22 protein-coding genes and 1 tRNA gene are annotated in these 25,358 nt (G+C 68.5%); 10 read left to right on the forward strand and 13 right to left on the reverse strand.

Annotated features, from left to right (window positions below):
• The first annotated feature begins 108 nt into the window (after window positions 1–108).
• From ACFY6U_RS30595 to ACFY6U_RS30640, 10 genes are all read left to right on the forward strand, one after another.
• Window positions 109–181 (forward strand) — tRNA-Trp (locus ACFY6U_RS30595).
• Between the two features lie 109 nt (window positions 182–290).
• Window positions 291–575, forward strand: a complete 285-nt coding sequence (gene secE / locus ACFY6U_RS30600; RefSeq protein ID WP_093499675.1) for a preprotein translocase subunit SecE — start codon at window positions 291–293, stop codon at window positions 573–575.
• A gap of 80 nt (window positions 576–655) precedes the next feature.
• Window positions 656–1,516: a transcription termination/antitermination protein NusG gene (gene nusG / locus ACFY6U_RS30605; protein WP_390043366.1), complete on the forward strand. Its 861-nt coding sequence runs from the start codon at window positions 656–658 to the stop codon at window positions 1,514–1,516.
• Window positions 1,517–1,742: 226 nt separating this feature from the next.
• Window positions 1,743–2,177 carry a 50S ribosomal protein L11 gene (gene rplK, locus ACFY6U_RS30610; protein ID WP_132857189.1) on the forward strand — a complete coding sequence of 145 codons (435 nt, stop codon included), beginning with the start codon at window positions 1,743–1,745 and terminating at the stop codon, window positions 2,175–2,177.
• Between the two features lie 81 nt (window positions 2,178–2,258).
• Entirely contained in the window at window positions 2,259–2,984 is a 726-nt protein-coding gene (rplA, locus tag ACFY6U_RS30615) for a 50S ribosomal protein L1 (protein ID WP_351487233.1), read from the forward strand.
• A 176-nt stretch (window positions 2,985–3,160) separates the two neighbouring features.
• Window positions 3,161–4,075 carry a hypothetical protein gene (locus tag ACFY6U_RS30620; protein ID WP_390043369.1) on the forward strand — a complete coding sequence of 305 codons (915 nt, stop codon included), beginning with the start codon at window positions 3,161–3,163 and terminating at the stop codon, window positions 4,073–4,075.
• A gap of 290 nt (window positions 4,076–4,365) precedes the next feature.
• Window positions 4,366–4,896: a 50S ribosomal protein L10 gene (gene rplJ, locus ACFY6U_RS30625; protein WP_009330729.1), complete on the forward strand. Its 531-nt coding sequence runs from the start codon at window positions 4,366–4,368 to the stop codon at window positions 4,894–4,896.
• Window positions 4,897–5,017: 121 nt separating this feature from the next.
• A complete protein-coding gene (gene rplL / locus ACFY6U_RS30630; RefSeq protein WP_390043477.1) occupies window positions 5,018–5,404 on the forward strand; it encodes a 50S ribosomal protein L7/L12 in 387 nt (128 codons plus the stop codon).
• 556 nt (window positions 5,405–5,960) lie between these two features.
• Entirely contained in the window at window positions 5,961–9,446 is a 3,486-nt protein-coding gene (rpoB, locus tag ACFY6U_RS30635) for a DNA-directed RNA polymerase subunit beta (protein WP_351957568.1), read from the forward strand.
• 97 nt (window positions 9,447–9,543) lie between these two features.
• The gene (locus ACFY6U_RS30640) at window positions 9,544–13,443 is read left to right on the forward strand and encodes a DNA-directed RNA polymerase subunit beta' (protein WP_390043371.1); all 3,900 of its coding nucleotides are present in this window, start codon (window positions 9,544–9,546) and stop codon (window positions 13,441–13,443) included.
• A gap of 61 nt (window positions 13,444–13,504) precedes the next feature.
• Here ACFY6U_RS30640 and ACFY6U_RS30645 read toward each other — a convergent pair whose 3' ends face one another.
• From ACFY6U_RS30645 to ACFY6U_RS30705, 13 genes are all read right to left on the reverse strand, one after another.
• On the reverse strand, window positions 13,505–13,780 hold the full coding sequence (locus ACFY6U_RS30645; protein WP_351487246.1) for a hypothetical protein: 276 nt from the start codon (window positions 13,778–13,780) through the stop codon (window positions 13,505–13,507).
• A complete protein-coding gene (locus tag ACFY6U_RS30650) occupies window positions 13,777–14,058 on the reverse strand; it encodes a hypothetical protein (protein WP_390043374.1) in 282 nt (93 codons plus the stop codon). The genes ACFY6U_RS30645 and ACFY6U_RS30650 overlap by 4 nt, the downstream gene beginning before the upstream one ends.
• A gap of 27 nt (window positions 14,059–14,085) precedes the next feature.
• Window positions 14,086–14,952, reverse strand: a complete 867-nt coding sequence (locus tag ACFY6U_RS30655; RefSeq protein ID WP_390043375.1) for a peptidoglycan-binding protein — start codon at window positions 14,950–14,952, stop codon at window positions 14,086–14,088.
• A gap of 117 nt (window positions 14,953–15,069) precedes the next feature.
• Window positions 15,070–15,492 carry an ATP-binding protein gene (locus ACFY6U_RS30660; protein ID WP_390043377.1) on the reverse strand — a complete coding sequence of 141 codons (423 nt, stop codon included), beginning with the start codon at window positions 15,490–15,492 and terminating at the stop codon, window positions 15,070–15,072.
• A 29-nt stretch (window positions 15,493–15,521) separates the two neighbouring features.
• A complete protein-coding gene (locus ACFY6U_RS30665) occupies window positions 15,522–16,211 on the reverse strand; it encodes a hypothetical protein (protein WP_351487256.1) in 690 nt (229 codons plus the stop codon).
• The gene (locus ACFY6U_RS30670; protein WP_351487259.1) at window positions 16,211–17,365 is read right to left on the reverse strand and encodes a hypothetical protein; all 1,155 of its coding nucleotides are present in this window, start codon (window positions 17,363–17,365) and stop codon (window positions 16,211–16,213) included. Before ACFY6U_RS30670 ends, ACFY6U_RS30665 begins: the two co-directional genes overlap by 1 nt.
• A complete protein-coding gene (locus ACFY6U_RS30675) occupies window positions 17,362–18,459 on the reverse strand; it encodes a hypothetical protein (RefSeq protein WP_390043379.1) in 1,098 nt (365 codons plus the stop codon). Before ACFY6U_RS30675 ends, ACFY6U_RS30670 begins: the two co-directional genes overlap by 4 nt.
• Window positions 18,460–18,665: 206 nt before the next feature.
• Window positions 18,666–19,883 carry a hypothetical protein gene (locus tag ACFY6U_RS30680; protein WP_390043381.1) on the reverse strand — a complete coding sequence of 406 codons (1,218 nt, stop codon included), beginning with the start codon at window positions 19,881–19,883 and terminating at the stop codon, window positions 18,666–18,668.
• A 34-nt stretch (window positions 19,884–19,917) separates the two neighbouring features.
• On the reverse strand, window positions 19,918–21,111 hold the full coding sequence (locus ACFY6U_RS30685; protein WP_390043383.1) for a hypothetical protein: 1,194 nt from the start codon (window positions 21,109–21,111) through the stop codon (window positions 19,918–19,920).
• A 4-nt stretch (window positions 21,112–21,115) separates the two neighbouring features.
• On the reverse strand, window positions 21,116–22,036 hold the full coding sequence (locus tag ACFY6U_RS30690; protein ID WP_390043385.1) for a phage distal tail protein: 921 nt from the start codon (window positions 22,034–22,036) through the stop codon (window positions 21,116–21,118).
• Window positions 22,037–22,057: 21 nt separating this feature from the next.
• Window positions 22,058–23,317, reverse strand: coding sequence for a tape-measure protein (locus ACFY6U_RS30695; protein ID WP_390043387.1), 1,260 nt, complete (start codon window positions 23,315–23,317; stop codon window positions 22,058–22,060).
• Entirely contained in the window at window positions 23,314–24,504 is a 1,191-nt protein-coding gene (locus tag ACFY6U_RS30700; RefSeq protein WP_351487274.1) for a phage tail protein, read from the reverse strand. The genes ACFY6U_RS30695 and ACFY6U_RS30700 overlap by 4 nt, the downstream gene beginning before the upstream one ends.
• A 23-nt stretch (window positions 24,505–24,527) precedes the next feature.
• On the reverse strand, window positions 24,528–25,277 hold the full coding sequence (locus tag ACFY6U_RS30705) for a hypothetical protein (protein ID WP_390043389.1): 750 nt from the start codon (window positions 25,275–25,277) through the stop codon (window positions 24,528–24,530).
• Window positions 25,278–25,358: the final 81 nt, after the last annotated feature.

Raw genomic sequence — 25,358 nt, forward strand, 5'->3', positions numbered from 1 at the left:
CGGCGCCGCGGACCACGTACACTCTCCACTCGTTGGCCTTCAGCGGCCGTGCCTGAGCCGGTGCACACCGAGCGCCCGGCCGGATGCGGTACGTTGGGGACACAGCAAAGGGTCGTAGCTCAATTGGTAGAGCACCGGTCTCCAAAACCGGCGGTTGGGGGTTCAAGTCCCTCCGGCCCTGCTACACACACCGCCAGGATGTGTGCGCATGTACGTACAAGCATTGCACCGCCGTGCGGCTCCAGAAACCGGGCGCGGCACGGCCATGACCCGGGACCAGGTGAGGACGAATGACGGACGCCGTGGGCTCCATCGACACGCCTGATGCCGACGAGGTGCAGGAGTCCAAGAAGAAGGGCCGCAAGGGCGGCAAGCGGGCCAAGAAGGGCCCGCTGAAGCGCCTTGCCACCTTCTACCGCCAGATCATCGCGGAGCTCCGCAAGGTCGTCTGGCCGACTCGTAACCAGCTGACGTCGTACACCACCGTGGTGATCTTCTTCGTCGCCATCATGATCGCTCTGGTGACCGTGATTGACTATGGACTCAACCACGCGGCCAAGTACGTCTTCGGCTGAGCACAGAGCGAAGGGCGCCGTGGTACCGGCGCCCGTTTTCGCATGTTCCACCCCTATGTATCCAGGAAGAAGCAGCCATCGTGTCTGACCCGAACCTGAACGACGCCGTCGAGCCCCAAGAGGCCGTCGAGGACGAGCTGGACATCGTCGAGGGCGCGGACGAGCAGGACGAGTTCGAGGCTGCCGAGGCCGAACTGGGGGAGCCGGCCGAGGAGACCGCGGTCCACGTCGAGGACGAGGACACGGCGGAGGACGAGGACGCCGACGAGACCGAAGAAGCCGAAGAGGCCGAAGAGGTTCTCGAGGAAGCGCCCGCCGAGCCGGTCGACCCCGTCCAGGCGCTGCGCGAGGAGCTCCGTCTGCTCCCCGGCGAGTGGTACGTCATCCACACGTACGCCGGCTACGAGAACCGCGTGAAGACCAACCTGGAGCAGCGCGCCGTCTCGCTGAACGTCGAGGACTACATCTTCCAGGCCGAGGTGCCGCAGGAAGAGGTCGTCCAGATCAAGAACGGCGACCGCAAGACGATCAAGCAGAACAAGCTGCCCGGTTACGTGCTGGTCCGTATGGACCTGACCAACGAGTCGTGGGGTGTCGTCCGCAACACCCCTGGCGTCACCGGCTTCGTCGGCAACGCGTACGACCCGTACCCGCTGACCCTGGACGAGATCGTCAAGATGCTCGCGCCGGAGGCCGAGGAGAAGGCGGCGCGCGAGGCGGCGGAGGCCGAGGGCAAGCCGGTGCCGCAGCGCAAGGTCGAGGTCCAGGTGCTGGACTTCGAGGTGGGCGACTCGGTGACGGTGACCGACGGTCCGTTCGCCACGCTGCAGGCGACGATCAACGAGATCAACCCGGACTCCAAGAAGGTCAAGGGTCTGGTGGAGATCTTCGGGCGTGAGACGCCGGTCGAGCTTTCGTTCGATCAGATTCAGAAGAACTAGAGGTAGCACCTCAGCTGCGAGCCGGTCGGGGCTGGTCGCGCAGTTCCCCGCGCCCCTTTCGGGGCGCCCGAGTGGACGTCCGTGCCAGGTCAGGTGCCTTTCTCCGGCCCCTGACCTGCTCGGTTTTTGGCCGCGCATCTATACCCGTTATCGTTGTGCGGTATGCCTGCGTTCGGGTTGGTCCCCTCGCGCAGGCAGGACCCGAAATGAAAGGACCCGGAGAGCTATGCCTCCCAAGAAGAAGAAGGTCACGGGGCTCATCAAGCTCCAGATCAACGCCGGTGCGGCGAACCCGGCCCCGCCGGTCGGCCCCGCGCTCGGTCAGCACGGCGTCAACATCATGGAGTTCTGCAAGGCCTACAACGCCGCGACCGAGTCGCAGCGCGGTTGGGTCATCCCGGTGGAGATCACGGTCTACGAGGACCGCTCCTTCACCTTCGTCACCAAGACCCCGCCGGCCGCGAAGATGATCCTCAAGGCCGCTGGTGTCGAGAAGGGCTCCGGCGAGCCGCACAAGACCAAGGTCGCCAAGATCACCCAGGAGCAGGTCCGGGAGATCGCCCAGACGAAGCTTCCCGACCTGAACGCCAACGACCTGGACGCCGCGTCGAAGATCATCGCCGGCACCGCCCGCTCCATGGGCATCACGGTCGAGGGCTGAAACCCACCTTCGTAGAACCACCGTGGTAGGGCCTGCTCGGCCCGTACACCACGACTCCTTCGGAACACACAGGAGCAAGTTGTGAGCAAGCGCAGCAAGGCTCTCCGCGCTGCGGACGAGAAGATCGACCGGGAGAAGCTGTACGCCCCGCTCGAGGCCGTCCGTCTCGCCAAGGAGACCTCCACGACCAAGTTCGACGGCACCGTCGAGGTCGCCTTCCGCCTGGGTGTCGACCCGCGCAAGGCCGACCAGATGGTCCGTGGCACCGTGAACCTCCCGCACGGCACCGGCAAGACCGCCCGGGTCCTGGTCTTCGCGACCGGTGACCGTGCCGAGGCCGCGCGTGCCGCGGGCGCCGACATCGTCGGCGCCGACGAACTGATCGACGAGGTGTCGAAGGGCCGTCTGGACTTCGACGCCGTCGTCGCCACCCCGGACCTCATGGGCAAGGTCGGCCGCCTCGGCCGCGTCCTCGGCCCGCGTGGTCTGATGCCGAACCCGAAGACCGGCACCGTGACCCCGGACACCGCCAAGGCTGTGACCGAGATCAAGGGCGGCAAGATCGAGTTCCGCGTCGACAAGCACTCGAACCTGCACTTCATCATCGGCAAGACGTCCTTCGACGACGACAAGCTGGTGGAGAACTACGGCGCGGCGCTGGAGGAGATCCTCCGTCTGAAGCCGTCCGCCGCCAAGGGCCGCTACATCAAGAAGGCCGCGGTCAGCACCACCATGGGCCCCGGTATCCCGGTCGACCCGAACCGCACCCGCAACCTCCTCACCGAGGAGGACCCGGCCGCCGTCTGAGCCCCGCGCTCGGTCCGGTAGCCGCGTCAGGGACGCGACACCAACAGGACGGGCCCCGCAACCGAGAGGTTGCGGGGCCCGTCCTGTTGTTTGAGTGACTCCCGGCGCGTTGTCGGTGCCCTGGGTTAGCGTCGGGGTACGGGGCCGGGGGACGGAAATTCATGGGGGTGGGCGGGATGAAGAGCAGGCGAGTACGCCGTACGGCCGTCTCGATCGCGGTGGCGGCCGCGCTGACCGCAGTGGCCGCCTGCAGCTCCTCAGGCGGCTCAGGAGGCTCCGGCAAGGAGGACAAGGCCGGTGCCCGCGCCGCCACCAGGGTCAGCCCCATCGCCGCGCTGCGCTCCGCGGAGAAGTCCACCGACAACGCCGACTCCGCCCGGGTCCGCTCCACCACGACCATGGGCTCCCTGCTGTCCATGACGACCGACGGCAGCCTCGCCTGGGACGACGGCATAACCGGCACCGTCACCATCACCTACACCGGCGGCAGCACGGCCGAGCTGATGCGGAAGCTCGGTACGACGTCGATGGAGGCCCGCTACCTGCCCGACGCCTACTACGCGAGGATGAGCGACACGTTCGCCGCGCAGACGGGCGGCAAGCACTGGATCCGGTACGGGTACGGCGACCTGGCCTCCGTCGCCGGCGGCTCGGGCGCCCTGCTCAAGGACCAGATGCAGAACACCACGCCCAACAAGTCGGTGCAGATGCTGCTCGCCTCCGGGGACGTGAAGAAGGTGGGCGAGGAGAAGGTCGACGGCCAGGCCACCACCCACTACGCGGGCACCGTGGACATGGCCGACCTGGCCGGGCGGAGCAGCAGCCTCACGGCGGGCCAGCTGGCCGCCCTGAAGAAGCAACTCACCCAGGCAGGCGTCAGCACCGAGACCGTCGACATCTGGGTCAACGGCCAGGACCTGCTGGTCAAGAAGACCGAGAAGGCCGCCACGGCGAACGGCACGATGACCCAGACCGCGCACTACAGCGACTACGGCGTCAAGATCAGCGCCCAGAAGCCTCCGGCCGGCGACACCGAGGACTTCAAGACGCTGCTCCAGAAGCAGGGCGCGACGACCGGGCTGACCTCCTGAGCAGTGGATGGCATGGGACCGATTTGCTCGACAGCGCACAGGTCCCGTACTCTCCTACAGAAGCCAAAGACCGCTGGTCGTTGCCGTGTGCTTGCAAGAGCGTGCGGTGGCCGAAGGATCCGCTGAACCGCGGACGACCCGCGCAGGTGACTGTGGAAGTGCTCCCGGAGCCGCATGCATCGCGTGTGTGACCTCGGTCGAGCTACGCCCCGTGCGCCTGCGCCGGGGCGTTTCGTTTTCCCCAGCCCCTTCCGAGCGGTCCTCATCACCCGGAAGGAGGCCGACGCTCTATGGCAAGGCCCGACAAGGCTGCCGCGGTAGCCGAGCTGACGGAGCAGTTCCGCAGCTCGAATGCCGCCGTGCTGACCGAGTACCGGGGTCTCACCGTGGCGCAGCTCAAGACGCTGCGCCGGTCGCTCGGTGAGAACGCCCAGTACGCCGTGGTGAAGAACACGCTGACCAAGATTGCGGCCAACGAGGCCGGGATCACGACGCTCGACGACCTGTTCAACGGTCCGACGGCGGTCGCCTTCGTCACCGGTGACCCGGTGGAGTCGGCGAAGGGTCTTCGTGACTTCGCCAAGGACAACCCGAACCTCGTCATCAAGGGCGGTGTCCTTGACGGCAAGGCGCTGTCCGCCGACGAGATCAAGAAGCTTGCGGACCTCGAGTCCCGCGAGGTTCTGCTCGCCAAGCTGGCGGGCGCCCTGAAGGGCAAGCAGACGCAGGCTGCTCAGGTCTTCCAGGCGCTCCCGTCGAAGCTCGTCCGCACCGTGGACGCGCTTCGCGCCAAGCAGGACGAGCAGGGCGGTGCCGAGTAACTCGGCTCGCGAAATGACCGCCGCCTGAGGCAGCCCGCCGAAGGCAACGGTCGTAGCGGGCCGAACGTACGCCCGCCAGACATGTACATACGGCACCAGCCGAATTAGTGGAAGGAAAGCCATCGTGGCTCTCACCCAGGACGAACTGCTCGCCGAGTTCGAGGGCATGACCCTCATCCAGCTCTCCGAGTTCGTGAAGGCGTTCGAGGAGAAGTTCGACGTCACCGCCGCCGCCGCCGCGGTTGCCGTCGCGGGCCCGGCCGGTCCGGCCGCCCCCGCCGAGGCCGTCGAGGAGAAGGACGAGTTCGACGTCATCCTCACCGGCGCCGGCGACAAGAAGATCCAGGTCATCAAGGTCGTGCGTGAGCTGACCTCGCTCGGCCTGAAGGAGGCCAAGGACCTGGTGGACGGCGCCCCGAAGCCCGTCCTCGAGAAGGTCGCCAAGGACGCCGCCGAGAAGGCCGCCGAGTCCCTCAAGGGCGCCGGCGCCTCCGTCGAGGTCAAGTAACACCTCCGAGGTCGGCCAAGACCTCTGTGTGCTGAAACACCCCCTCGGGGGCTGTAACGCGCAGACCGCGAAGAGCGATCATCCATCCGGGTGGTCGCTCTTCGGCGTTCCTGGAAGGCCGACCACGGTTGCCTTGCACCCGCCCCGTCGGGAGGTATGGTGATCTTCGTCGTGTCACCGGGCGCACCGGGTTTGCGCAGGGGGGCCTTGACGAACCGCACGCAGCGCGCAATTCTCAGGACGCGTCGCCAGAACGGTCCGAATCCGAGGCATGGATCGGCGACGAAGAGGGCAGTATCAACGTGCGTTGAGGGCAGGCATGACGCAGGCGTTGACGATGAAGAGGGTCTCAGAAAATGGAGACTGGACATCAGTGTGCCAAGTGGCTACACTGACCCTTTGCGCTGCCTGTTAGCCTTCCCCTGCCCGTCACCAGGGGTCTGCCCTCACCCGAATGCCGACGACCGAACCTCCTCTGAACTGGGGTTTCTGTCTCTGTGTCCGGGAAGGGACCGGGGAGCGCGTAGTGAGTCCGAGCCCTCGGAAGGACCCCCTCTTGGCCGCCTCGCGCACTGCCTCGAACGCGAATATGAACAACGGCGCCAGCACCGCCCCGCTGCGCATCTCCTTTGCAAAGATCAAGGAGCCTCTTGAGGTTCCCAACCTGCTCGCGCTGCAGACCGAGAGCTTCGACTGGCTGCTCGGCAACACCGCCTGGCAGAGTCGGGTCGAGGAGGCTCTGGAGTCCGGTCAGGACGTCCCCACCAAGTCCGGTCTGGAGGAGATCTTCGAGGAGATCTCCCCGATCGAGGACTTCTCCGGGTCGATGTCGCTGACGTTCCGCGACCACCGCTTCGAGCCGCCGAAGAACAGCATCGACGAATGCAAGGAGCGCGACTTCACGTACGCCGCCCCGCTCTTCGTGACGGCCGAGTTCACCAACAATGAGACCGGTGAGATCAAGTCCCAGACGGTCTTCATGGGCGACTTCCCGCTCATGACGAACAAGGGCACCTTCGTCATCAACGGCACCGAGCGTGTCGTGGTGTCGCAGCTGGTCCGTTCGCCCGGTGTCTACTTCGACTCGTCGATCGACAAGACGTCCGACAAGGACATCTTCTCCGCCAAGATCATCCCCTCCCGGGGTGCCTGGCTGGAGATGGAGATCGACAAGCGCGACATGGTCGGTGTCCGTATCGACCGCAAGCGCAAGCAGTCCGTCACCGTCCTCCTGAAGGCGCTCGGCTGGACCACCGAGCAGATCCTCGAGGAGTTCGGCGAGTACGAGTCGATGCGCGCCACCCTGGAGAAGGACCACACCCAGGGCCAGGACGACGCGCTGCTCGACATCTACCGCAAGCTGCGTCCGGGCGAGCCGCCCACGCGCGAGGCCGCGCAGACGCTGCTCGAGAACCTGTACTTCAACCCGAAGCGTTACGACCTGGCCAAGGTCGGCCGCTACAAGGTCAACAAGAAGCTGGGCGCGGACGCCCCGCTGGACGCCGGTGTGCTGACCGTCGAGGACGTCATCTCGACGATCAAGTACCTGGTCAAGCTGCACGCGGGCGAGACCGAGACGGTCGGTGACAGCGGTGGCACGATCGTCGTCGAGACCGACGACATCGACCACTTCGGCAACCGTCGTCTGCGCAGCGTCGGCGAGCTCATCCAGAACCAGGTCCGTACCGGCCTGGCCCGTATGGAGCGCGTCGTCCGCGAGCGCATGACCACCCAGGACGTCGAGGCGATCACGCCGCAGACCCTGATCAACATCCGGCCGGTCGTCGCCTCCATCAAGGAGTTCTTCGGCACCAGCCAGCTGTCCCAGTTCATGGACCAGAACAACCCGCTGTCGGGTCTCACCCACAAGCGCCGTCTGTCGGCTCTTGGCCCGGGTGGTCTCTCCCGTGAGCGGGCCGGCTTCGAGGTCCGTGACGTGCACCCGTCGCACTACGGCCGCATGTGCCCGATCGAGACGCCCGAAGGCCCGAACATCGGCCTGATCGGCTCGCTCGCCTCCTACGGCCGGGTCAACGCGTTCGGTTTCGTCGAGACCCCGTACCGCAAGGTCGTCGACGGCCAGGTCACCGACGAGGTGGACTACCTGACCGCCGACGAGGAGGACCGCTTCGTCATCGCGCAGGCCAACGCCGGCCTCAACGACGACATGCGCTTCTCCGAGGCCCGCGTCCTGGTCCGCCGCCGTGGCGGCGAGGTCGACTACGTCGCCGGTGACGACGTGGACTACATGGACGTCTCGCCGCGCCAGATGGTGTCGGTCGCGACCGCCATGATCCCGTTCCTGGAGCACGACGACGCCAACCGTGCCCTCATGGGCGCGAACATGATGCGCCAGGCCGTGCCCCTGATCAAGAGCGAGTCCCCGCTCGTCGGCACCGGCATGGAGTACCGCTCCGCGGTCGACGCCGGCGACGTGGTCAAGGCCGAGAAGGCCGGTGTGGTCCAGGAGGTCTCCGCGGACTACATCACCACCGCCAACGACGACGGCACCTACATCACCTACCGCCTGGCCAAGTTCGCCCGGTCCAACCAGGGCACCTCGGTCAACCAGAAGGTCATCGTCCTGGAGGGCGACCGGGTCGTCGAGGGCCAGGTCCTCGCCGACGGTCCCGCCACCCAGAACGGCGAGATGGCCCTCGGCAAGAACCTGCTCGTGGCGTTCATGCCGTGGGAGGGTCACAACTACGAGGACGCGATCATCCTGTCGCAGCGCCTCGTGCAGGACGACGTCCTCTCCTCGATCCACATCGAGGAGCACGAGGTCGACGCCCGTGACACCAAGCTCGGCCCCGAGGAGATCACCCGGGACATCCCGAACGTCTCCGAGGAGGTCCTCGCCGACCTCGACGAGCGCGGCATCATCCGCATCGGCGCCGAGGTCATCGCCGGTGACATCCTGGTCGGCAAGGTCACCCCGAAGGGTGAGACCGAGCTGACGCCGGAGGAGCGCCTGCTGCGCGCGATCTTCGGTGAGAAGGCCCGTGAGGTCCGTGACACCTCGCTGAAGGTGCCGCACGGCGAGACCGGCAAGGTCATCGGTGTGCGCGTCTTCGACCGCGAGGAGGGCGACGAGCTTCCCCCCGGTGTGAACCAGCTGGTGCGCGTCTACGTCGCGCAGAAGCGCAAGATCACCGACGGTGACAAGCTCGCCGGCCGCCACGGCAACAAGGGTGTCATCTCCAAGATCCTGCCGATCGAGGACATGCCGTTCCTGGAGGACGGCACCCCGGTCGACATCATCCTCAACCCGCTGGGTGTGCCGTCCCGAATGAACCCGGGACAGGTCCTGGAGATCCACCTCGGCTGGCTCGCCAGCCGCGGCTGGGACGTCTCCGGCCTCGCCGACGACTGGGCCCAGCGGCTCCAGGCCATCGGCGCCGACCAGGTCGCCCCGCGCACCAACGTCGCGACCCCGGTCTTCGACGGTGCCCGTGAGGACGAGCTGGCGGGTCTGCTGCAGCACACCATCCCGAACCGCGACGGCGACCGCCTGGTGCAGCCGACCGGCAAGGCACGGCTGTTCGACGGCCGCTCGGGTGAGCCGTTCCCGGACCCGATCTCCATCGGCTACATGTACATCCTCAAGCTGCACCACCTGGTCGACGACAAGCTGCACGCCCGGTCGACCGGCCCGTACTCGATGATCACCCAGCAGCCGCTGGGTGGTAAGGCCCAGTTCGGTGGCCAGCGGTTCGGCGAGATGGAGGTGTGGGCGCTGGAGGCCTACGGCGCCGCGTACGCCCTCCAGGAGCTGCTGACCATCAAGTCCGACGACGTCACCGGCCGCGTGAAGGTCTACGAGGCCATCGTCAAGGGCGAGAACATCCCCGAGCCCGGCATCCCCGAGTCCTTCAAGGTGCTCATCAAGGAGATGCAGTCGCTCTGCCTGAACGTGGAGGTGCTGTCCAGCGACGGTATGTCCATCGAGATGCGTGACACCGACGAGGACGTCTTCCGCGCTGCGGAGGAGCTCGGCATCGACCTGTCCCGGCGCGAGCCGAGCAGCGTCGAAGAGGTCTGACGGGAGTCCGGCGGGCCCTGAGGAATCAGGGCCCCGCCGACCCCCAGGCCCCCGTTTCAGACCACAGACTTACAACCCTGAGAGGGATTGACGCATAGTGCTCGACGTCAACTTCTTCGATGAGCTCCGGATCGGCCTGGCCACGGCTGACGACATCCGTCAGTGGAGCCACGGCGAGGTCAAGAAGCCCGAGACGATCAACTACCGCACCCTCAAGCCGGAAAAGGACGGGCTCTTCTGCGAGAAGATCTTCGGCCCCACCCGGGACTGGGAGTGCTACTGCGGCAAGTACAAGCGTGTCCGCTTCAAGGGCATCATCTGTGAGCGCTGCGGCGTCGAGGTGACCCGCGCCAAGGTGCGCCGTGAGCGGATGGGCCACATCGAGCTGGCCGCGCCCGTCACGCACATCTGGTACTTCAAGGGTGTCCCGTCGCGCCTCGGCTACCTGCTGGACCTGGCGCCCAAGGACCTCGAGAAGGTCATCTACTTCGCGGCGTACATGATCACGTTCGTCGACGAGGAGCGCCGTACCCGCGACCTGCCCTCCCTGGAGGCGCACGTCTCCGTGGAGCGCCAGCAGGTCGAGAACCGCCGGGACGCCGACCTGGAGGCCCGCGCCAAGAAGCTGGAAAGCGACCTGGCCGAGCTGGAGGCCGAGGGCGCCAAGGCCGACGTGCGCCGCAAGGTGCGCGAGGGTGCCGAGCGCGAGATGAAGCAGCTGCGCGACCGTTCGCAGCGCGAGATCGACCGCCTCGACGAGGTGTGGACCCGCTTCAAGAACCTCAAGGTCCAGGACCTGGAGGGCGACGAGCTCCTCTACCGCGAGCTGCGTGACCGCTTCGGCACGTACTTCGACGGCTCGATGGGTGCCGCGGCGCTGCAGAAGCGCCTGGAGTCCTTCGACCTCGACGAGGAGGCCGAGAAGCTCCGCGAGATCATCCGCACCGGCAAGGGCCAGAAGAAGACCCGTGCGCTCAAGCGCCTGAAGGTCGTCTCCGCGTTCCTGCAGACCAGCAACAGCCCCAAGGGCATGGTGCTCGACTGCGTGCCGGTCATCCCGCCGGACCTCCGCCCGATGGTGCAGCTGGACGGTGGCCGCTTCGCGACCTCCGACCTGAACGACCTGTACCGCCGTGTGATCAACCGGAACAACCGCCTGAAGCGGCTTCTCGACCTCGGTGCCCCCGAGATCATCGTGAACAACGAGAAGCGCATGCTCCAGGAGGCCGTGGACGCCCTCTTCGACAACGGTCGTCGTGGTCGCCCGGTCACCGGTCCCGGCAACCGGCCGCTGAAGTCCCTGAGCGACATGCTCAAGGGCAAGCAGGGTCGTTTCCGTCAGAACCTGCTCGGCAAGCGAGTCGACTACTCGGCGCGTTCCGTCATCGTCGTCGGCCCGCAGCTGAAGCTGCACCAGTGCGGTCTGCCCAAGGCCATGGCGCTGGAGCTCTTCAAGCCGTTCGTGATGAAGCGCCTGGTCGACCTGAACCACGCGCAGAACATCAAGTCCGCCAAGCGCATGGTGGAGCGCGGCCGCACCGTCGTGTACGACGTCCTCGAAGAGGTCATCGCCGAGCACCCGGTGCTGCTGAACCGTGCGCCCACCCTGCACCGCCTCGGCATCCAGGCCTTCGAGCCGCAGCTGGTCGAGGGCAAGGCCATCCAGATTCACCCGCTCGTCTGCACCGCGTTCAACGCGGACTTCGACGGTGACCAGATGGCCGTGCACCTGCCGCTGTCCGCGGAGGCGCAGGCCGAGGCCCGCATCCTGATGCTGTCCTCGAACAACATCCTCAAGCCCGCCGACGGCCGGCCGGTGACGATGCCGACCCAGGACATGGTCCTCGGTCTGTTCTTCCTCACCACCGACGGCGAACTGCGTGACACCAAGGGCGAGGGCCGGTCCTTCGGCTCCACGGCCGAGGCGATCATGGCGTTCGACGCCGGCGAGCTGGCGCTGCAGTCGGCGATCGACATCCGCTTCCCGGTGGGCACCATCCCGCCGCGCGGCTGGACCCCGCCGGCCGTCGAGGAGGGCGAGCCGGAGTACCAGACCGGTGACACCTTCCGGCTGCGCACCACCCTGGGCCGCGCGCTCTTCAACGAGCTGCTGCCCGAGGACTACCCGTTCGTCGACTACTCGGTGGGCAAGAAGCAGCTCTCCGAGATCGTCAACGACCTGGCCGAGCGCTACCCCAAGGTCATCGTGGCGGCGACGCTCGACAACCTGAAGGCGGCCGGCTTCTACTGGGCGACCCGTTCCGGTGTCACCGTGGCCATCTCCGACGTCGTCGTTCCCGAGGCGAAGAAGGAGATCGTCCGCGGCTACGAGGCGCAGGACGAGAAGGTCCAGAAGCAGTACGAGCGCGGTCTGATCACCAAGGAAGAGCGCACGCAGGAACTCATCGCGATCTGGACCAAGGCGACCAACGAGGTCGCCGAGGCGATGAACGAGAACTTCCCCAAGACGAACCCCATCTTCATGATGGTTGACTCGGGTGCCCGAGGAAACATGATGCAGATGCGGCAGATCGCCGGTATGCGTGGTCTGGTGTCGAACGCGAAGAACGAGACGATCCCGCGTCCGATCAAGGCGTCGTTCCGTGAGGGCCTGTCCGTGCTGGAGTACTTCATCTCCACGCACGGTGCCCGTAAGGGTCTGGCGGACACCGCTCTGCGTACCGCCGACTCGGGTTACCTCACCCGTCGTCTGGTCGACGTCTCCCAGGACGTCATCATCCGCGAGGAGGACTGCGGCACCGAGCGCGGCCTCAAGCTGCACATCGCGGAGGTCGGCGCGGACGGCGTGCTGCGCAAGGCGGACAACGTCGAAACCAGCGTGTACGCCCGTGCGCTGGCCGAGGACATCGTCGTCGACGGCGTGGTGCTGGCCCCGGCCAACACCGACCTCGGTGACGTGCTCATCGACGAGCTGGTCGCCCGTGGCGTCTCCGAGGTCAAGACCCGCTCGGTCCTGACCTGCGAGTCCGCCGTCGGCACCTGCGCCATGTGCTACGGCCGCTCGCTGGCCACCGGCAAACTGGTCGACATCGGTGAGGCGGTCGGCATCATCGCCGCCCAGTCCATCGGTGAGCCCGGTACCCAGCTGACGATGCGTACCTTCCACACCGGTGGTGTGGCCGGTGACGACATCACCCAGGGTCTGCCGCGTGTCGTCGAGCTCTTCGAGGCCCGTACCCCGAAGGGTGTCGCCCCGATCTCCGAGGCCCAGGGCCGCGTGCGGATCGAGGAGACCGAGAAGACCAAGAAGATCGTCGTCACCCCGGACGACGGCAGCGACGAGATGGCCTACCCCATCTCCAAGCGTGCCCGTCTCCTGGTCAGCGAGGGCGAGCACGTCGAGGTGGGCCAGAAGCTCACCGTGGGTGCCACCAACCCGCACGACGTGCTGCGCATCCTGGGTCAGCGTGCCGTCCAGGTCCACCTGGTCGGCGAGGTCCAGAAGGTCTACAACTCGCAGGGTGTGTCGATCCACGACAAGCACATCGAGATCATCATCCGGCAGATGCTGCGCCGCGTGACGATCATCGAGTCCGGCGACGCCGAGCTGCTGCCCGGTGAGCTGGTCGAGCGCTCGAAGTTCGAGCACGAGAACCGTCGTGTGGTCCAGGAGGGCGGTCACCCGGCCTCCGGCCGTCCGCAGCTGATGGGTATCACGAAGGCGTCGCTGGCGACGGAGTCGTGGCTGTCCGCGGCCTCCTTCCAGGAGACGACCCGAGTCCTGACGGACGCGGCGATCAACGCCAAGTCCGACAGCCTCATCGGTCTGAAGGAGAACGTCATCATCGGTAAGCTCATCCCGGCCGGTACGGGTCTGTCCCGCTACCGCAACATCCGGGTCGAGCCGACCGAGGAGGCGAAGGCCGCGATGTACTCGGCCGTCGGCTACGACGACATCGACTACTCGCCGTTCGGCACGGGCTCCGGCCAGGCCGTTCCGCTGGAGGACTACGACTACGGTCCGTACAACCAGTAGTAGTTGGTTCTGAAGGGCGGTCACCCCGTTTCGTACGGGGTGACCGCCCTTCGGCGTCGGGTCAGCGTGCGGTGATCTCCAGCGCGGTGACGACCACCGTCGCCACGGCGGCCAGCGCGCCGATGCTCGCCAGCGGCCACCGCGTCCGCTCCAGGGCGTCCAGCCGCTGCTCATGGTCGGCGAGCTGCTTGTCGGTCTGGTCGCTGCGCTGGACCAGCAGCGCGAGCGAGCCGTCGACCCGGGCGAACCCGGCCTCGACGGTCCCGCGCAACCGCTCCAGCTCGACGGCGACGGCGGTCGGATCGGACAGCGAGGAAGGTGCGGAGGGTTCGTTCACGCATTCCCCCCTGACTGGTCCGGCTCCGTCCTCGCCAGGCTCAGCAGCGCGGCGTCGGCGTTCGCCGGCGTGTCCGTCCGCAGCCACGCGGGCAGCAGCGCCTGTACGGCGGGCACGGCCATGACCCTGGTGACGCCGGCCGCGACGGCCAGCGCTCCGGCGACCCAGGGCAGGGTGTCCGGGATGCCGGCGGCGTCGACGACCGCCGGCAGCAGGACGCACAGGCCGACAGCGGTCTGGACGACGGTACGGAGGGTGCGCTTGGCGGCCTCTGACATCGTGAACCTCGTTTCTCGGAAGGCCTTTCAGCCGCTGTACGGGACCTTCAGCGCCGCCCAGGACTTCGCGCCCGGCCAGCCGTCGGCCGAGGAGCCGGTGTAGCCGAGCCTGCGCTGCCACTTCGCGTACGACGCCCGGTCGGCGTCGGTCCACTGCGGGCCGGGTCCGTCGGCGTACGCGGAGCAGCCGTTCGCGACCAGCCGCCTGCCCATCGCGGTGACGATCGCGGACTTCGGGTTCTTCCTGAACCAGTCGGCACCTGGGAAGGGCTGGTAGGCGGGGGCGCTGGGTGAGGTCTTCGTCTGCAGCCGGGCGGCGACCCGGCTGCGGAAGTCGGCCATCGCGAAACCGCGCGGGTCGATCTTGGTGTTCGTCCACTCCTTGTGGCCGATCACCGACCGTGCGCTCCAGCCGTGCGCCCGGCACAGCGCGGCCGACGCCCGGACCATGGCGTCCAGCTGGACGTCGGGCCAGGGATCCTTGCCGTCGCCGAGGTTGACGCACTCGAAGCCGTAGAAGTGGACGTTGCCGTCGGTGTCGTTCTGGTTCGGCGCCGGCAGCGAGGCGCTCTCGGCGATGACGGCGTTCAGGACGTCGCCGTCGCCGCTGCCCGCGTGGTTGGCGCGGCCGTTGCCGACCAGGTGGACCGTGCCGTCCTTGGCGATGACGCCGTGGCAGAGCGGGCCGGGCAGGTCGGAGCGGCCGTTGAAGCACATGCTGACGGAGGTACCGGTGCCGGAGGTGACGGTGTGGTGGATGATCACGCCGTTCACCGGGCCCCAGGCGCCGTGCCCGGCGCGGTTGTGGGTGCGCCAGCCGTCGTGCTCGACGACGGTGACGCCTTCGGCCCTGAGGGCGGACAGGAGGGCGTCTGCGGAGAGGGGTGTGGCCATGGGAGGGTCCTTCTGATGCGGGGTGTGGGCATGAAAAAACCCGGGCCGGGGGAGGGCGGCTCGGGTGGTGTGCGGTGTGCGGGTCGTGGGGGTTGATCGGGCAGTTCCTCGCGCCCCTTACGGGGCGCTGGTCTCCGTAGGGGAGTCGGTCGTGTTGCCGTCGCCCGAGGAACCGTCGTCCGTGGACGTCCACTTCGTGCACAGGGTCGTGTAAGCGGCCGTGTTGTCGGCGAAGTTGGTGAGGGCCGCGGCCACCGCGCGCTGGATGGCGGTCTGGTCGGGGACCACCGGGGCCGTGCCGACGGGCAGGACGGTGACCCGTCCGTAGCCGCGCAGCACCGAGTTGTTCGCGCCGCTCTCGGTGAACTGGGCGGTGATGTTGACGGGCGAGTACGTGCCGGTGATCGAGTCCGGGCCGATGATGTCGCTCAGGCTGGTGTCGGAGACGTTGACGTGGACGGTGTGGCCGGCCTCGGTGAGGGTGGCGCGGCCGGCGAAGTCGATGGCGAGGCCCCAGGGCTGGCTGGTGTCGATGTCCATGGCGGGCGGGTTCCTTTCTCTGCGGTGATTCAGGTCTGGCGGCCGTGCATCAGCACGGGGTTGACGTAGACGGTGCCGCCACTGGCGCTGACGGCGGCCTGGACCTCGACCTTGAGCAGGGCGCCGAAGACCGCGCCGAAGTCGGAACTGACCAGGCCCGTGTAGTCGAAGTCCGTGTTGGCGCTGACGACGGTGCCCCACTGGACGCCGTTGACGAGCACCTGGACGGAGCCGGTGTAGCCGGAGGTGACGCGGGTGTTCATGAGGAGCCGCATCTTCGGCTGCCAGGCGACGTTGTAGGACGTCGCGATCGTCGTCATGGACGTCGACGTGGTCCGCGGCCAGCGGGTGTAGTCGGAGTCCTGGGGCGGCAGCATGGCGAGCCAGGGCCGGGCGAGGCCGCCGTGGCCGATGTCGTCCGAGAGGATCTCGCGCTCGTCGGTGTCGTAGACACGCAGCGGCTGGTCGGAGGTGGCGGTGCCGTCGCCGTTGTACATGCTCAGGGCCCGGCTGCCGGTCTGGCGCCGGAGTTCCATCTGGTACTCGTCGCCGTTCCACCTGCCGACCCGGAAGACGGTGGTTCCGTCGGTCGGCCCGACCGAGAGGGAGCCGGAGACCGTGCTGAGGGGCGGCCGGGTGTTGACGGCGGTGGACAGCTGCTGGATCCGGCGTTCCATCTGGGTGAGCCGGTCGATGATGTCTTCGGGGAGCTGGGGCATCAGGCGGCCTCCTCCAGGTAGAGATCGGCGGTGTCGGGACGGCCGCGCTGGGCCGGGCTGACCTTGACGCCGATGATCCGGTAGCTGGCGTCCAGGCCCTCGGTGAACCACTCGTCGGTGATCCGGATGCGCGCGGTCCGGCCGAGCAGGGCGGTCGGCACCAGGTCGTCGAGCCGGATGCTGATCTCCGGGATCACCACCGCGCCGGTGGCGGCGGTCAGTTCGGCGCGGGCGAGGGCGTCCAGGGTGTTCTGGTCGGTGACGTCGTTGTGGTCGGAGGTGAGGTCGATGCGCGGGTAGCCGCCGTGTCCGGTCCCGGTTCCGATCAGCTGGTCGTCGGAGGCGACGTCGGAGGCCAGCGGCCGGGACTCGGTGGACTGGTCGTCGTTGACGGAGGCGCCCCGGGCCCGGGCGGTGGTGCCGCCGCGGGTGGCGTCGCGCGGGAAGGAGTACGACAGGATCGTGCCGGGCCGGTCCAGGACCAGGGGCGTGGAGCCGGTCTCGATCCGCGGGGAGCCCAGCACCAGCCGGCGCACCCGGGTCCCGGCGACCGGGTCGGTGTAGACGGTGATGTGGTACTCGAAGCCGTTCTCCAGGGCGGCCAGCGCGTCCAGCGCGTCCTGGTAGGAGGTCTCGTCACCGTCCCGGTAGGTGATCGTGCGCAGCACCTGCGAGGTCTCGGTGCCGGGGGTGACGAGGATGTTCCCGCCGTCGAGCTGGGTCTGCATGTGGTCCCACAGGCGGCGGGCGATGTCCAGCTGGTCGGCGTCGGTGAAGGGCAGCTTGAACAGGGGGTCGTACGTGGGGCCTTTCGCCCGGATCACCCGCCGTCCCGCGTACGACTCGAAGGTCGCCGCCTGGATGCCGAGGGTGAGGATGCCCTGGTCGTCGCTCTGCAGGGTGCTGGTCCAGATGATCCCGCCCCACCACAGGTCGGTGCCGCGCTGGAGGTAGACCGCGGTACGGCCCTCCTCGATGCGGCGGACCCGGGCGGCCATCTCCGCGTTCGGGACGGGGATCGTGCCGGACAGGGAACCGGCCTTGCCGATGTAGTCGTCGACCGTGACGTCGCGCAGCGGCAGGATGTCGATGGTGCGGTCGGTGAGCAGGTCGCAGAAGATGGCCCGGTACGGGGTGTTGGCGGTCGTGCTCATGAGGCCGCCTCGTAGGTCGCGCCGCCCCTGATGACGTTGCCGGCGGCCCAGGTCCAGGGCGTCAGGGCGTCCACGGCACCGGTGTTGGCGAGCGCGGCCGCGCTCGGCTGGCCGGAGATGACGAGCAGCTCGAAGGTGCTGGTGGTGGCGCAGTACAGGCGGGCGGTGGCGCGGACGGTGTTGGAGACGCCGAGTTCGGCGTAGCCGAGGTGCGGTTGCACGGAGGCCGCCGTGACCGGCAGCGAGAACCGCCAGTTGTCGCTGGTCGTCGCGCCGGTGCCGTAGGTGGTGGTGCTGCCGAACGCGATCGAGAAGGTCATGTGCACGGTGGTGCCGAACTTCACGTACCGGCCGCTGACCGTGGCGTTGCCGAAGGCGGGCAGGGCGCTGCCGCTGCCGGTCGTCCAGCTCGGCGTCCAGTCCTGCCAGGTGGGCAGCACCGGGTAGTTGGTCCAGGCGGAGCCGCTCCAGCGCTGCAGCTGGCCGCCGAGGTCGCGGTACTGGCCCGGGTAGGCGCCGCCGGCGGTGTCGGTCGTGACGGGCAGGATGCCGCCGAGGCCGACGGTGGCGGTGCGCAGGCCGGTGACGGCGCTGGTCCAGGCTATGGCGCCGGCACCCGCGCCCGCGCCGGCCGGGACGGTGACCTGGTACAGCGGCAGCGACAGCCCCGGTGCGGCGGGCGTGGCCGGAGTGGCGGCGGGGGTGCCCTGGACGATCTCGACGACGGCCTCGTTGCGGCCCAGACCGTCGTACAGGTCGTCGTACACCCGCAGCACGACCAGGTCGATCCGGCCGTACTGGGCGTCGCCGTCGGCGAAGACGAGGGTGAGGGACTCGGTGAGCGCGAGCGGGTAGGCGCCCCGGGCGTCGGTGCCCTGGAGGACGGCCCGGCCGGGGCCGACCGTGGCCGTCATGGTGCCGGTGACGCCGGTCAGGGTGAAGCCGGACAGGCGGGTCTGGCCGTCGGACGAGCCGGGCAGGATGCCGGAGCGGGTGGTCACGGGCGAGGTCGGGGTGAGGGCGCCGAACGAGACGAGTCGGGTGTCCTCGCGGGTCTGGCCGTCCGGGGACAGCCAGCCGGAGCGTACGGGCATGGTGAACTCCTCTGCAGAGTAGGTAAGTTGGCCGGGCCGGCGGGGTGGCGATGTTGTCGACGGCGCAGGTGACGGCCGAGTCGCCGGACCGGTGGAGCGCGGTCACCGTGCAGCTCGTCCCGGCGGCCGGCGCGTGGCGGAAGACGGTGGAGGCGGATGCCCGGCCCGCGGTGACACGGGCGTTCAGGGTGGGAGAACCCCCGTGGTCAGGAAGCGGACTCGTAGGTGCCGTAGACGGACAGCACGTCGCCGGAGGCCCAGGTCATGGGTGCCGATTTGTCCCAGATGGCGGTGGTCGCGGCGATGCCGTCACGCAGCGAGCGGACGACGCCGCCGTTGACCGTCGCGAGCAGGCCGGTGCCCTGGTAGAACAGCTGGGCCGACGAGTCGAAGGCGACCGCGGTCAGCACCCGCCCGTCCAGCTTCCACGCGGTGGAGACCGGTGCGACCGGCAGCGAGAACGTCCAGTTGGCGTTGGCGTCCTGGGCGGAGAGGTTGGTCGTCGAGCCGATCAGCAGATAGATCCGCACGTGCACGACCGTGCCCGTCTTCACGTACGACCCGGTCAGCGTCCCGTTGCCGATGCTCGGCGCTGTACCGGTCTCCGCACGCCACACCGGCGTGTAGTCGGTCCAGCTCGGCACCGGCTGGTACGACACCCAGGCCGACCCGTTCCAGCGCTGCAGCAGCCCGCCGGAGGAATCCCGGTACTGCCCGGTGTAGCTCGCGGTCGTGACGGCGCCGGCCGGGGCGATCCCGCCCAGCGCGCTCGGATACGCCACCCACGCCGACCCGTCCCAGCGCTGCAGTGCGCCCCCGGAGTCCCGGTACTGGCCCGGGTAGGCGCCGTTGCCGGTCTCGCCGTACACCGGCAGGATGCCGCCGACCGCGACGGTCGGGGTGCGCAGGTCGGTGAGGACGGTGGTCCAGTCCAGGCCGCCCTTTCCGGCGCTGGCCCCGGCGGGGACCCTGACCTGGTAGACCGGCAGCGCGATGGCCGGGGCGGCGGGCGCGGCCGGGGTGGCGGCCGGGGTGCCCTGGACGATCTCCAGGGCGGCCTTGGTCTGCCCGGAGTTGTCGTACAGCGAGTCGTAGATCCGCAGCACGACAAGGTCGATGCGCGGGTTGGTCGCGTCACCGTCGGCGAAGGTGAGGGTCGCGGGCTCCGGCAGGGTGACCGGGTAGGCGCCCTGGGTGGCGCCGGCCGCGATGACGGCCCGGCCCTCGTGGACGGTGGCCTTCATGCTGCCGCCGGTGCCCTCCATCCAGAAGCCGGACATCCGGTAGAGGCCGTCGTAGGACCCCGGCAGGATGCCGGAACGCACTTCGAGCGGGTTGACCGGGGTGGTCGCGCCCAGCTGGGTCAGCCGGGTGTCCTCGCGGGTCTGGCCGGTCTCGGCCACCCATGAGCTGCGCAGGTTCATCTGCTGTCTCCTGTGTCTGCTTGCGTGCGGGGGGTCAGGAACGGAGCCATTCGGCGGTGAGGCCGGTGGCGTAGCCGGAGCCGCCGAGGGTGGTGATCGTGGAGCCCGAGTTCTGCAGCCCGTAGAGCGCGAGTTTGTCGCCGGCCGCGCACTTGACCAGCGCGCCGCCGCCGACGCTGGTCGCGCCCGGACCGGCGCCGACCAGCCAGGTGGCGCGCGGCAGCCCGGAGCCGTTCTGGTAGATCCGGGCGCCGCGCGAGCCGGTCGTCGACTCGGTGAACCAGGTGATGGCCGCGGTCACCCGCCACCACCCGGCCCGGGGCACGGTGTACGTGTTCGACCCGGACCAGCCGCCGACGTCGTCCACGTCGGTGGTGGACATGGTGATCTGGGTCCAGCTGCCGGTGGCCACGGACTGGGCAGTGCTCTGCTCGACACTGAGCAGGATCTTCGAGCGGCCCTCGGCGTACTGCCACGCGCTGCCGTCCCAGCGCTGCAGCAGCCCGCCCGCGTTCTCCTGGTACTGGCCCACATAGCTGCCGGTGCTCAGCGCGCCGGTCGGGGCGATCCCGCCGACCGCCTTCGGGTACGACACCCACGCGGTGCCGTCCCAGCGCTGGAGGGTGCCCGGGGTGTCCCGGTACTGGCCGGCGTACGCGCCGTTGAAGCCGCTCGCCGGGACGATGCCGCCGAGCGCCGCGGTCGCGTAGCGCAGGCTGGTGACCGCCGTGTCCCAGGCGAGCCCACCGGTCCCGGCCGAGGCGCCGGCGGGGACGAGGACCCGGTAGAGCGGCAGGGCCTGGCCGTTGGGGGTGCTGGGCACGACGGGAGTGGCGGCAGGCGTGCCCTTCACCAGCCGTACGACCGCCGTGGCAGCCCCCGATCCGTCGAACTCGTCGTCGAGCACGGCGAGTTCGACCAGGTCGATCCGGGAGTACTGGGCGTCGCCGTCCGGCACGGTGAGGGTCTCCGGGTCCGTCACGGCCACCGGGTAGCACCCCTGGGGGATCAGCGCGCTCTGCACGAAGGCCCGCCCGGTGCCGATTGTGAACGTCATCGTCCCGGTGCCGCCGGTGAGAACGAACCCGCCGGGCACGATGCCGCCTCGTGCCTTGAGCGGGACGTTCTCGGCCGTGCTCGCGTTGACGGTGAGCAGGCCGGAGAGGGTGAGCCGGGTGTCCTGTCTGGTCTGCCCGGTGGGGCTGAGCCAGGAGGCTGCGACCGTCATGCGATCACCACTCCGCCGAGCGCCAGCGGACGGACAGCTGCGCGCCGGTGTCGTAGGTGTCGGGACGGAACGCCAGCTGGGCGCGGCCCGGTTCGAAGGCGAAGAGTTCCTCGGGGCTGCTGTCGGTGGCGGCGGTGTGGCGGCGGGAGGCGGTGGCGTTGAGGGTGACGGTGCCCTCCGCGGTGTCGACGACCAGCTCGTCGCCCGCGGCGAGGGTGATCTCGTAGCGGAGCTTGCGGCCCGAGGTCCGGTCGGTGACGGTCGGGTAGGCGCAGGGGCCGGTGAAGGTGAGCACGGGGTGGGTCGGCGCCGAGCCGTTGTTGTCGGCGTTGACGTCGCCCGTGGAGGCCGCCTGGCCCCAGTACAGCGGCCAGGTCAGCGGCCAGGTGAGCCCGCTCTCCGGCTGCGGGGCACCGGTCGCGGCCGTCTGCTCGTCGACGGCGTAGCGGCGCGGGTCCGTCGCGTACCACTGCACGGACGCCTTGGAGACGCCCTGCGTGGTGTACGTGCGGTCGGCGGCGAGCACCCGCTGGCCGACCCGGGCCCGGACGGCCAGCGTCTCGCCGTGCAGCCGCACCGCGAGCCAGCGCTCCGAGTCCCCGAGCAGCAGGGCCTGGCGCAGGGCGCGGGTCACCGAGAGGTAGGAGTCGGTGTCGTCGGACGGCGGTACGGTCCACACCGTGCCGCCGACCTTGCGGGGCTTGGCGTACCGCGCACCCGGCCAGGCGCCGTGCGCGGTGGGGTGGTCGGCGTCGGTGGTGTCGTAGTCCGGGAGGTCCTCCCAGCCGGTGAGCCCGTCACTGCCGATCTCGTACGGCGTACCGGGGCCCATCAGCAGTCCGGCCCACTGCATCTGCCCGTCGCGGGTGATGAGTGAGCCGGGGGGAACGTCGTCGGTGTATGCGGTCGTGGTCAGGTCGGCCATCGGGCCTTCACCTCACAGGGGTCAGGGACAGGCGTGGGCGGAGGCCAGGAAGAGCAGGTCGGTCGCGGTGGCGTGGGCGCCGGCGCCGTGGCTCTCGTGGAACTCCTCGATGCGGTGGGGGCTTGGGCCCACCGAGGTGGGGTGTCTGCGGGCGAGGGCGGTGAGGGGGAGCACCTTGCCCGGCCGGGCCGCGCCGGGGACGGCGACCCCGCCCTCCGCCAGCATCGGGATCTTGCTGAGATGCACGCCGAACTTCTTGCCGAAGAAGCTGAAGCTGAGCTTGTTCAGCCCGTCGATCACCCAGTTCGCGAAGGCGACGAGCCCCTGGATCGGGCCCTTGATCACCCCGGCGACGGTCTGCGCGCCGGTGGTGACGAACTGGCCCATGGCGTTGAGGGCGTGGGAGGTGGCGTCCTTGATGCGGGTGAAGCCGCGGGGGATGTCCCTCGTGATCCAGTCCAGGACCGGCCGGACGGCGCTCTTGAACCCGCTCCAGACCGCCGAGACCTTGCCGCTCAGCGCCCGGGTGTCGCCGGTGGTGAGCGCCTTGAGGACGGCGAAGCCGGTGCCGATGAGGGTGCCGAGGGCCGTGAGGACGCCGGTGATGACGGTGAGGTAGCCGGTGACGTACGTGTTCACGGCACCGGCGACGGCCTTGAGGATCGGGGTGAGGATGGTCAGGTAGCTCTGGACGTACTGGAGGATCAGCTTGGCGAGCTGGTCCATCAGGCGCTGCCCGGTCTCGGAGTTGACGGCGATGTCGATCAGCCAGCCGGCGACGGGCAGCAGGATGCCGGTGACGAAGCCGATGGGGTTGGCGCGGGTCAGGACGTTGATGAGGATCATCACGCCGGAGCCGATGGTCATGGCGGTGCCGAAGGCGTCGAGGAGACCGCCGAGGGGGCCGGCGAGATCGACGAGGCTGAGGATCAGGGACATGACGCCGCCGAGGCCGGTCAGGAGCATGCCCAGCTTCGAGCTTGCGCCCCTGGTACGGCCCTTGAGGGACTTCACCCCGCCTGCCGCGGTGGAGGCCGTCCGTCCGTTCTGGGTGACGGAACGGGCGGTCGCCTCGGCGGCCTCCTTCGTCTTCCGTACGGTCCCGACGGCCTCGGCCGCGGCTGAGGCGAGGCGGTCGACACCGATGACGGCGTCCTTGAAGCGGCTGGTGACGGTGCGCTGCGCCGTGACGCTCTGTTCGGCATGCGCGCGCAAGGAGCGCACGGTGGGGATGAAGCCACCGAGCGGGTTGGCCGGTACGGCCCCGAGCGCGGCACTCATCCTCGCGCCTTCGCCAGGAACATCAGCGCGTCGGCGGTGCGCTGCGGGCTGCTGGTCTCGGCCGCGTAGTAGTGCTCGATGTGCAGCGCGCCGGCGCCGTCGGTGGCGCCGGACGCCCTGCCGCGCGCGGCCGCCCGCTTCAGCAGCCGGTCGAGCTTGCTCAGCGGCAGTACGGCCTCCGCCTCACCGGCCTCGGCCAGCAGCGCCGGGACACCGCCCGAGCGAGGCATGACGACACCGCCGGTGGCCAGCGCCGGGATCCTCGGCAGGCTGACGCCGAAGGTCTTGCCGCCGACCATGGGCACCCAGCCCGGGATGGAGACGTGGATGCCGTTGAGGGCGCCGATCGCGGAGTTGATGATGCCGATGACCGCGTTGATCGGACCGCGGACCGCGCCCTTGATGCCGTCGAAGGCACGGCTCGCGATGCCCTTGAGCCCGCCCCAGATGCTGGAGAGCCGGTCCTTGACCGCCTTGAAGGCGCTGGGGATCGCGGACTTGATCCAGCTGACGACCGGGGAGATGACGGCCTTGATGCCCTTCCACACCCCGGAGACGACCGAGCGGATCGCGTTGAGTACGCCGCTGATGATCGTCTTCCACATGGTGACGTAGGTGCGGATGACGGTGGCGACGGCCTTCACGATGTTCGTGATCGCCGTCTTGATGCCGCTCCAGACCGACTTGATCAGCTTGCCGGCGTTCTTCATGATCGGCCCGATGGCCTTCATGACGTTGCTGATCACGGTCTTGATGACCTCGAAGGCCTGCTTGAGGACCTTCTGCATGGTCTTCGAGTTGGTCACCATGTCGATGACCTTGTCGATGAGCGGCTGGAGCAACTGCATGAGCAGGCCGAAGAAGTTGCCCTTCATCGACTTGTTCATCTTGTCCTGGCCCTTGGCGGCCTTGCTCGCCCCGGACTCGTACTTCCCCAGGTTCTTCCCGGCACTGGAGCCGGTCTTGCCGGCCTTCGCGACGGATTTCTCCGCCTTGTCGGAGGCGGACTTGAGGTCCTTCAGCTCCTTTCCGGAGTCCTGGGCGGCGGACTTGAGGCTCTTGAGCTGTCCGGCACCCTTCTGACCCGCGCTGCCGACGTTCTTCGCCGCCGTACCCGCTCCAGAGGCCTTCTCCTTGAAGTCCTGGAGGGAGCCGGACGCCTTCTTCAGTGAACTGACGAGGCTCATGTGTGGTCTCCTCGGCGTGGGTGTCAGCTCGCGGCCGTGCCGGCCAGCTCGCGCATTTCGGCGTTGAGGTCACGGATCGAGCCGGCGAGTGTGTCGACGGACTGGTGGTTCTTCGCCGCGCTCTCCAACTTCTTGGCGGCGGAAGCCATCTGGCGCATGGCACGGGGGGTGGCGAGACCGCGCACCTTTTCGCGGTAGGTACCGACCTCGGCGTTGAGGAGATTCATCGCGTCTTTGACGCGGGTGATCTCGGCAACCGAGGGAAGATTCGGCTGCTGTGCCTCGGGCTCCGGCCGCTGGAGCCCGGGAAGACCGTTCTCCCCGACACCGAAGAACCGCCGCTGTTCCTGTCGTTCCTGCGGGGTTCCGCGACTGCGACCCCAGAGGATGCCCTGCCGCTCCCGCCCGGTGAAGGCCAGAGTCAGGGCCTTTACGGCTGCTTCCAGATCGAAGAATTTGATGCCGATAGCACCGATGGCGGCGGCTGCGGCACCCAGCCCCAGAATGATTTTCGCTACCACGTCCTTGCCGTTCAGGACTTCAAGAAATGCCTTTACCGGCTCCCAGTCCTTGACCAGGTCCTGCCACCTTTTCTTCTCTTCGTCGTCCTTCTTTCCGGCGTTCTCGATGGCGGTCTTCAGGGATGCGATCTTCTTGTCCAGGTACTGCTGCGTCACGGCAGCATTTGCACCCTGCTGAGGCCGGCTCTTGTCCAGCTTCTGCTCGATGTCTGTGACCTTGTCGTAGACATCGTCCGTACTGTGCTTTCCCATGGGGCAGCCTTCATCTTGATGTGCGGATGTCATCTGAAATCTGCACATGTCGGGTTGATTTGTAGTGGGGCGGGTATTCCT

The sequence above is a fragment of the Streptomyces sp. NPDC013157 genome (assembly GCF_042899865.1).
GTDB lineage: Bacteria > Actinomycetota > Actinomycetes > Streptomycetales > Streptomycetaceae > Streptomyces.

What these genes read in the sequence shown, in the direction of transcription:
- secE (WP_093499675.1), top strand. Translation starts at nt 291, where the DNA reads ATGACGGACGCCGTGGGCTCCATCGACACGCCTGATGCCGACGAGGTG.
- rplK (WP_132857189.1), top strand. Translation starts at nt 1,743, where the DNA reads ATGCCTCCCAAGAAGAAGAAGGTCACGGGGCTCATCAAGCTCCAGATC.
- ACFY6U_RS30620 (WP_390043369.1), top strand. Translation starts at nt 3,161, where the DNA reads ATGAAGAGCAGGCGAGTACGCCGTACGGCCGTCTCGATCGCGGTGGCG.
- rplJ (WP_009330729.1), top strand. Translation starts at nt 4,366, where the DNA reads ATGGCAAGGCCCGACAAGGCTGCCGCGGTAGCCGAGCTGACGGAGCAG.
- ACFY6U_RS30650 (WP_390043374.1), bottom strand. Translation starts at nt 14,058, where the DNA reads ATGTCAGAGGCCGCCAAGCGCACCCTCCGTACCGTCGTCCAGACCGCT.
- ACFY6U_RS30655 (WP_390043375.1), bottom strand. Translation starts at nt 14,952, where the DNA reads ATGGCCACACCCCTCTCCGCAGACGCCCTCCTGTCCGCCCTCAGGGCC.
- ACFY6U_RS30660 (WP_390043377.1), bottom strand. Translation starts at nt 15,492, where the DNA reads ATGGACATCGACACCAGCCAGCCCTGGGGCCTCGCCATCGACTTCGCC.
- ACFY6U_RS30665 (WP_351487256.1), bottom strand. Translation starts at nt 16,211, where the DNA reads ATGCCCCAGCTCCCCGAAGACATCATCGACCGGCTCACCCAGATGGAA.
- ACFY6U_RS30670 (WP_351487259.1), bottom strand. Translation starts at nt 17,365, where the DNA reads ATGAGCACGACCGCCAACACCCCGTACCGGGCCATCTTCTGCGACCTG.
- ACFY6U_RS30675 (WP_390043379.1), bottom strand. Translation starts at nt 18,459, where the DNA reads ATGCCCGTACGCTCCGGCTGGCTGTCCCCGGACGGCCAGACCCGCGAG.
- ACFY6U_RS30680 (WP_390043381.1), bottom strand. Translation starts at nt 19,883, where the DNA reads ATGAACCTGCGCAGCTCATGGGTGGCCGAGACCGGCCAGACCCGCGAG.
- ACFY6U_RS30685 (WP_390043383.1), bottom strand. Translation starts at nt 21,111, where the DNA reads ATGACGGTCGCAGCCTCCTGGCTCAGCCCCACCGGGCAGACCAGACAG.
- ACFY6U_RS30690 (WP_390043385.1), bottom strand. Translation starts at nt 22,036, where the DNA reads ATGGCCGACCTGACCACGACCGCATACACCGACGACGTTCCCCCCGGC.
- ACFY6U_RS30695 (WP_390043387.1), bottom strand. Translation starts at nt 23,317, where the DNA reads ATGAGTGCCGCGCTCGGGGCCGTACCGGCCAACCCGCTCGGTGGCTTC.
- ACFY6U_RS30700 (WP_351487274.1), bottom strand. Translation starts at nt 24,504, where the DNA reads ATGAGCCTCGTCAGTTCACTGAAGAAGGCGTCCGGCTCCCTCCAGGAC.
- ACFY6U_RS30705 (WP_390043389.1), bottom strand. Translation starts at nt 25,277, where the DNA reads ATGGGAAAGCACAGTACGGACGATGTCTACGACAAGGTCACAGACATC.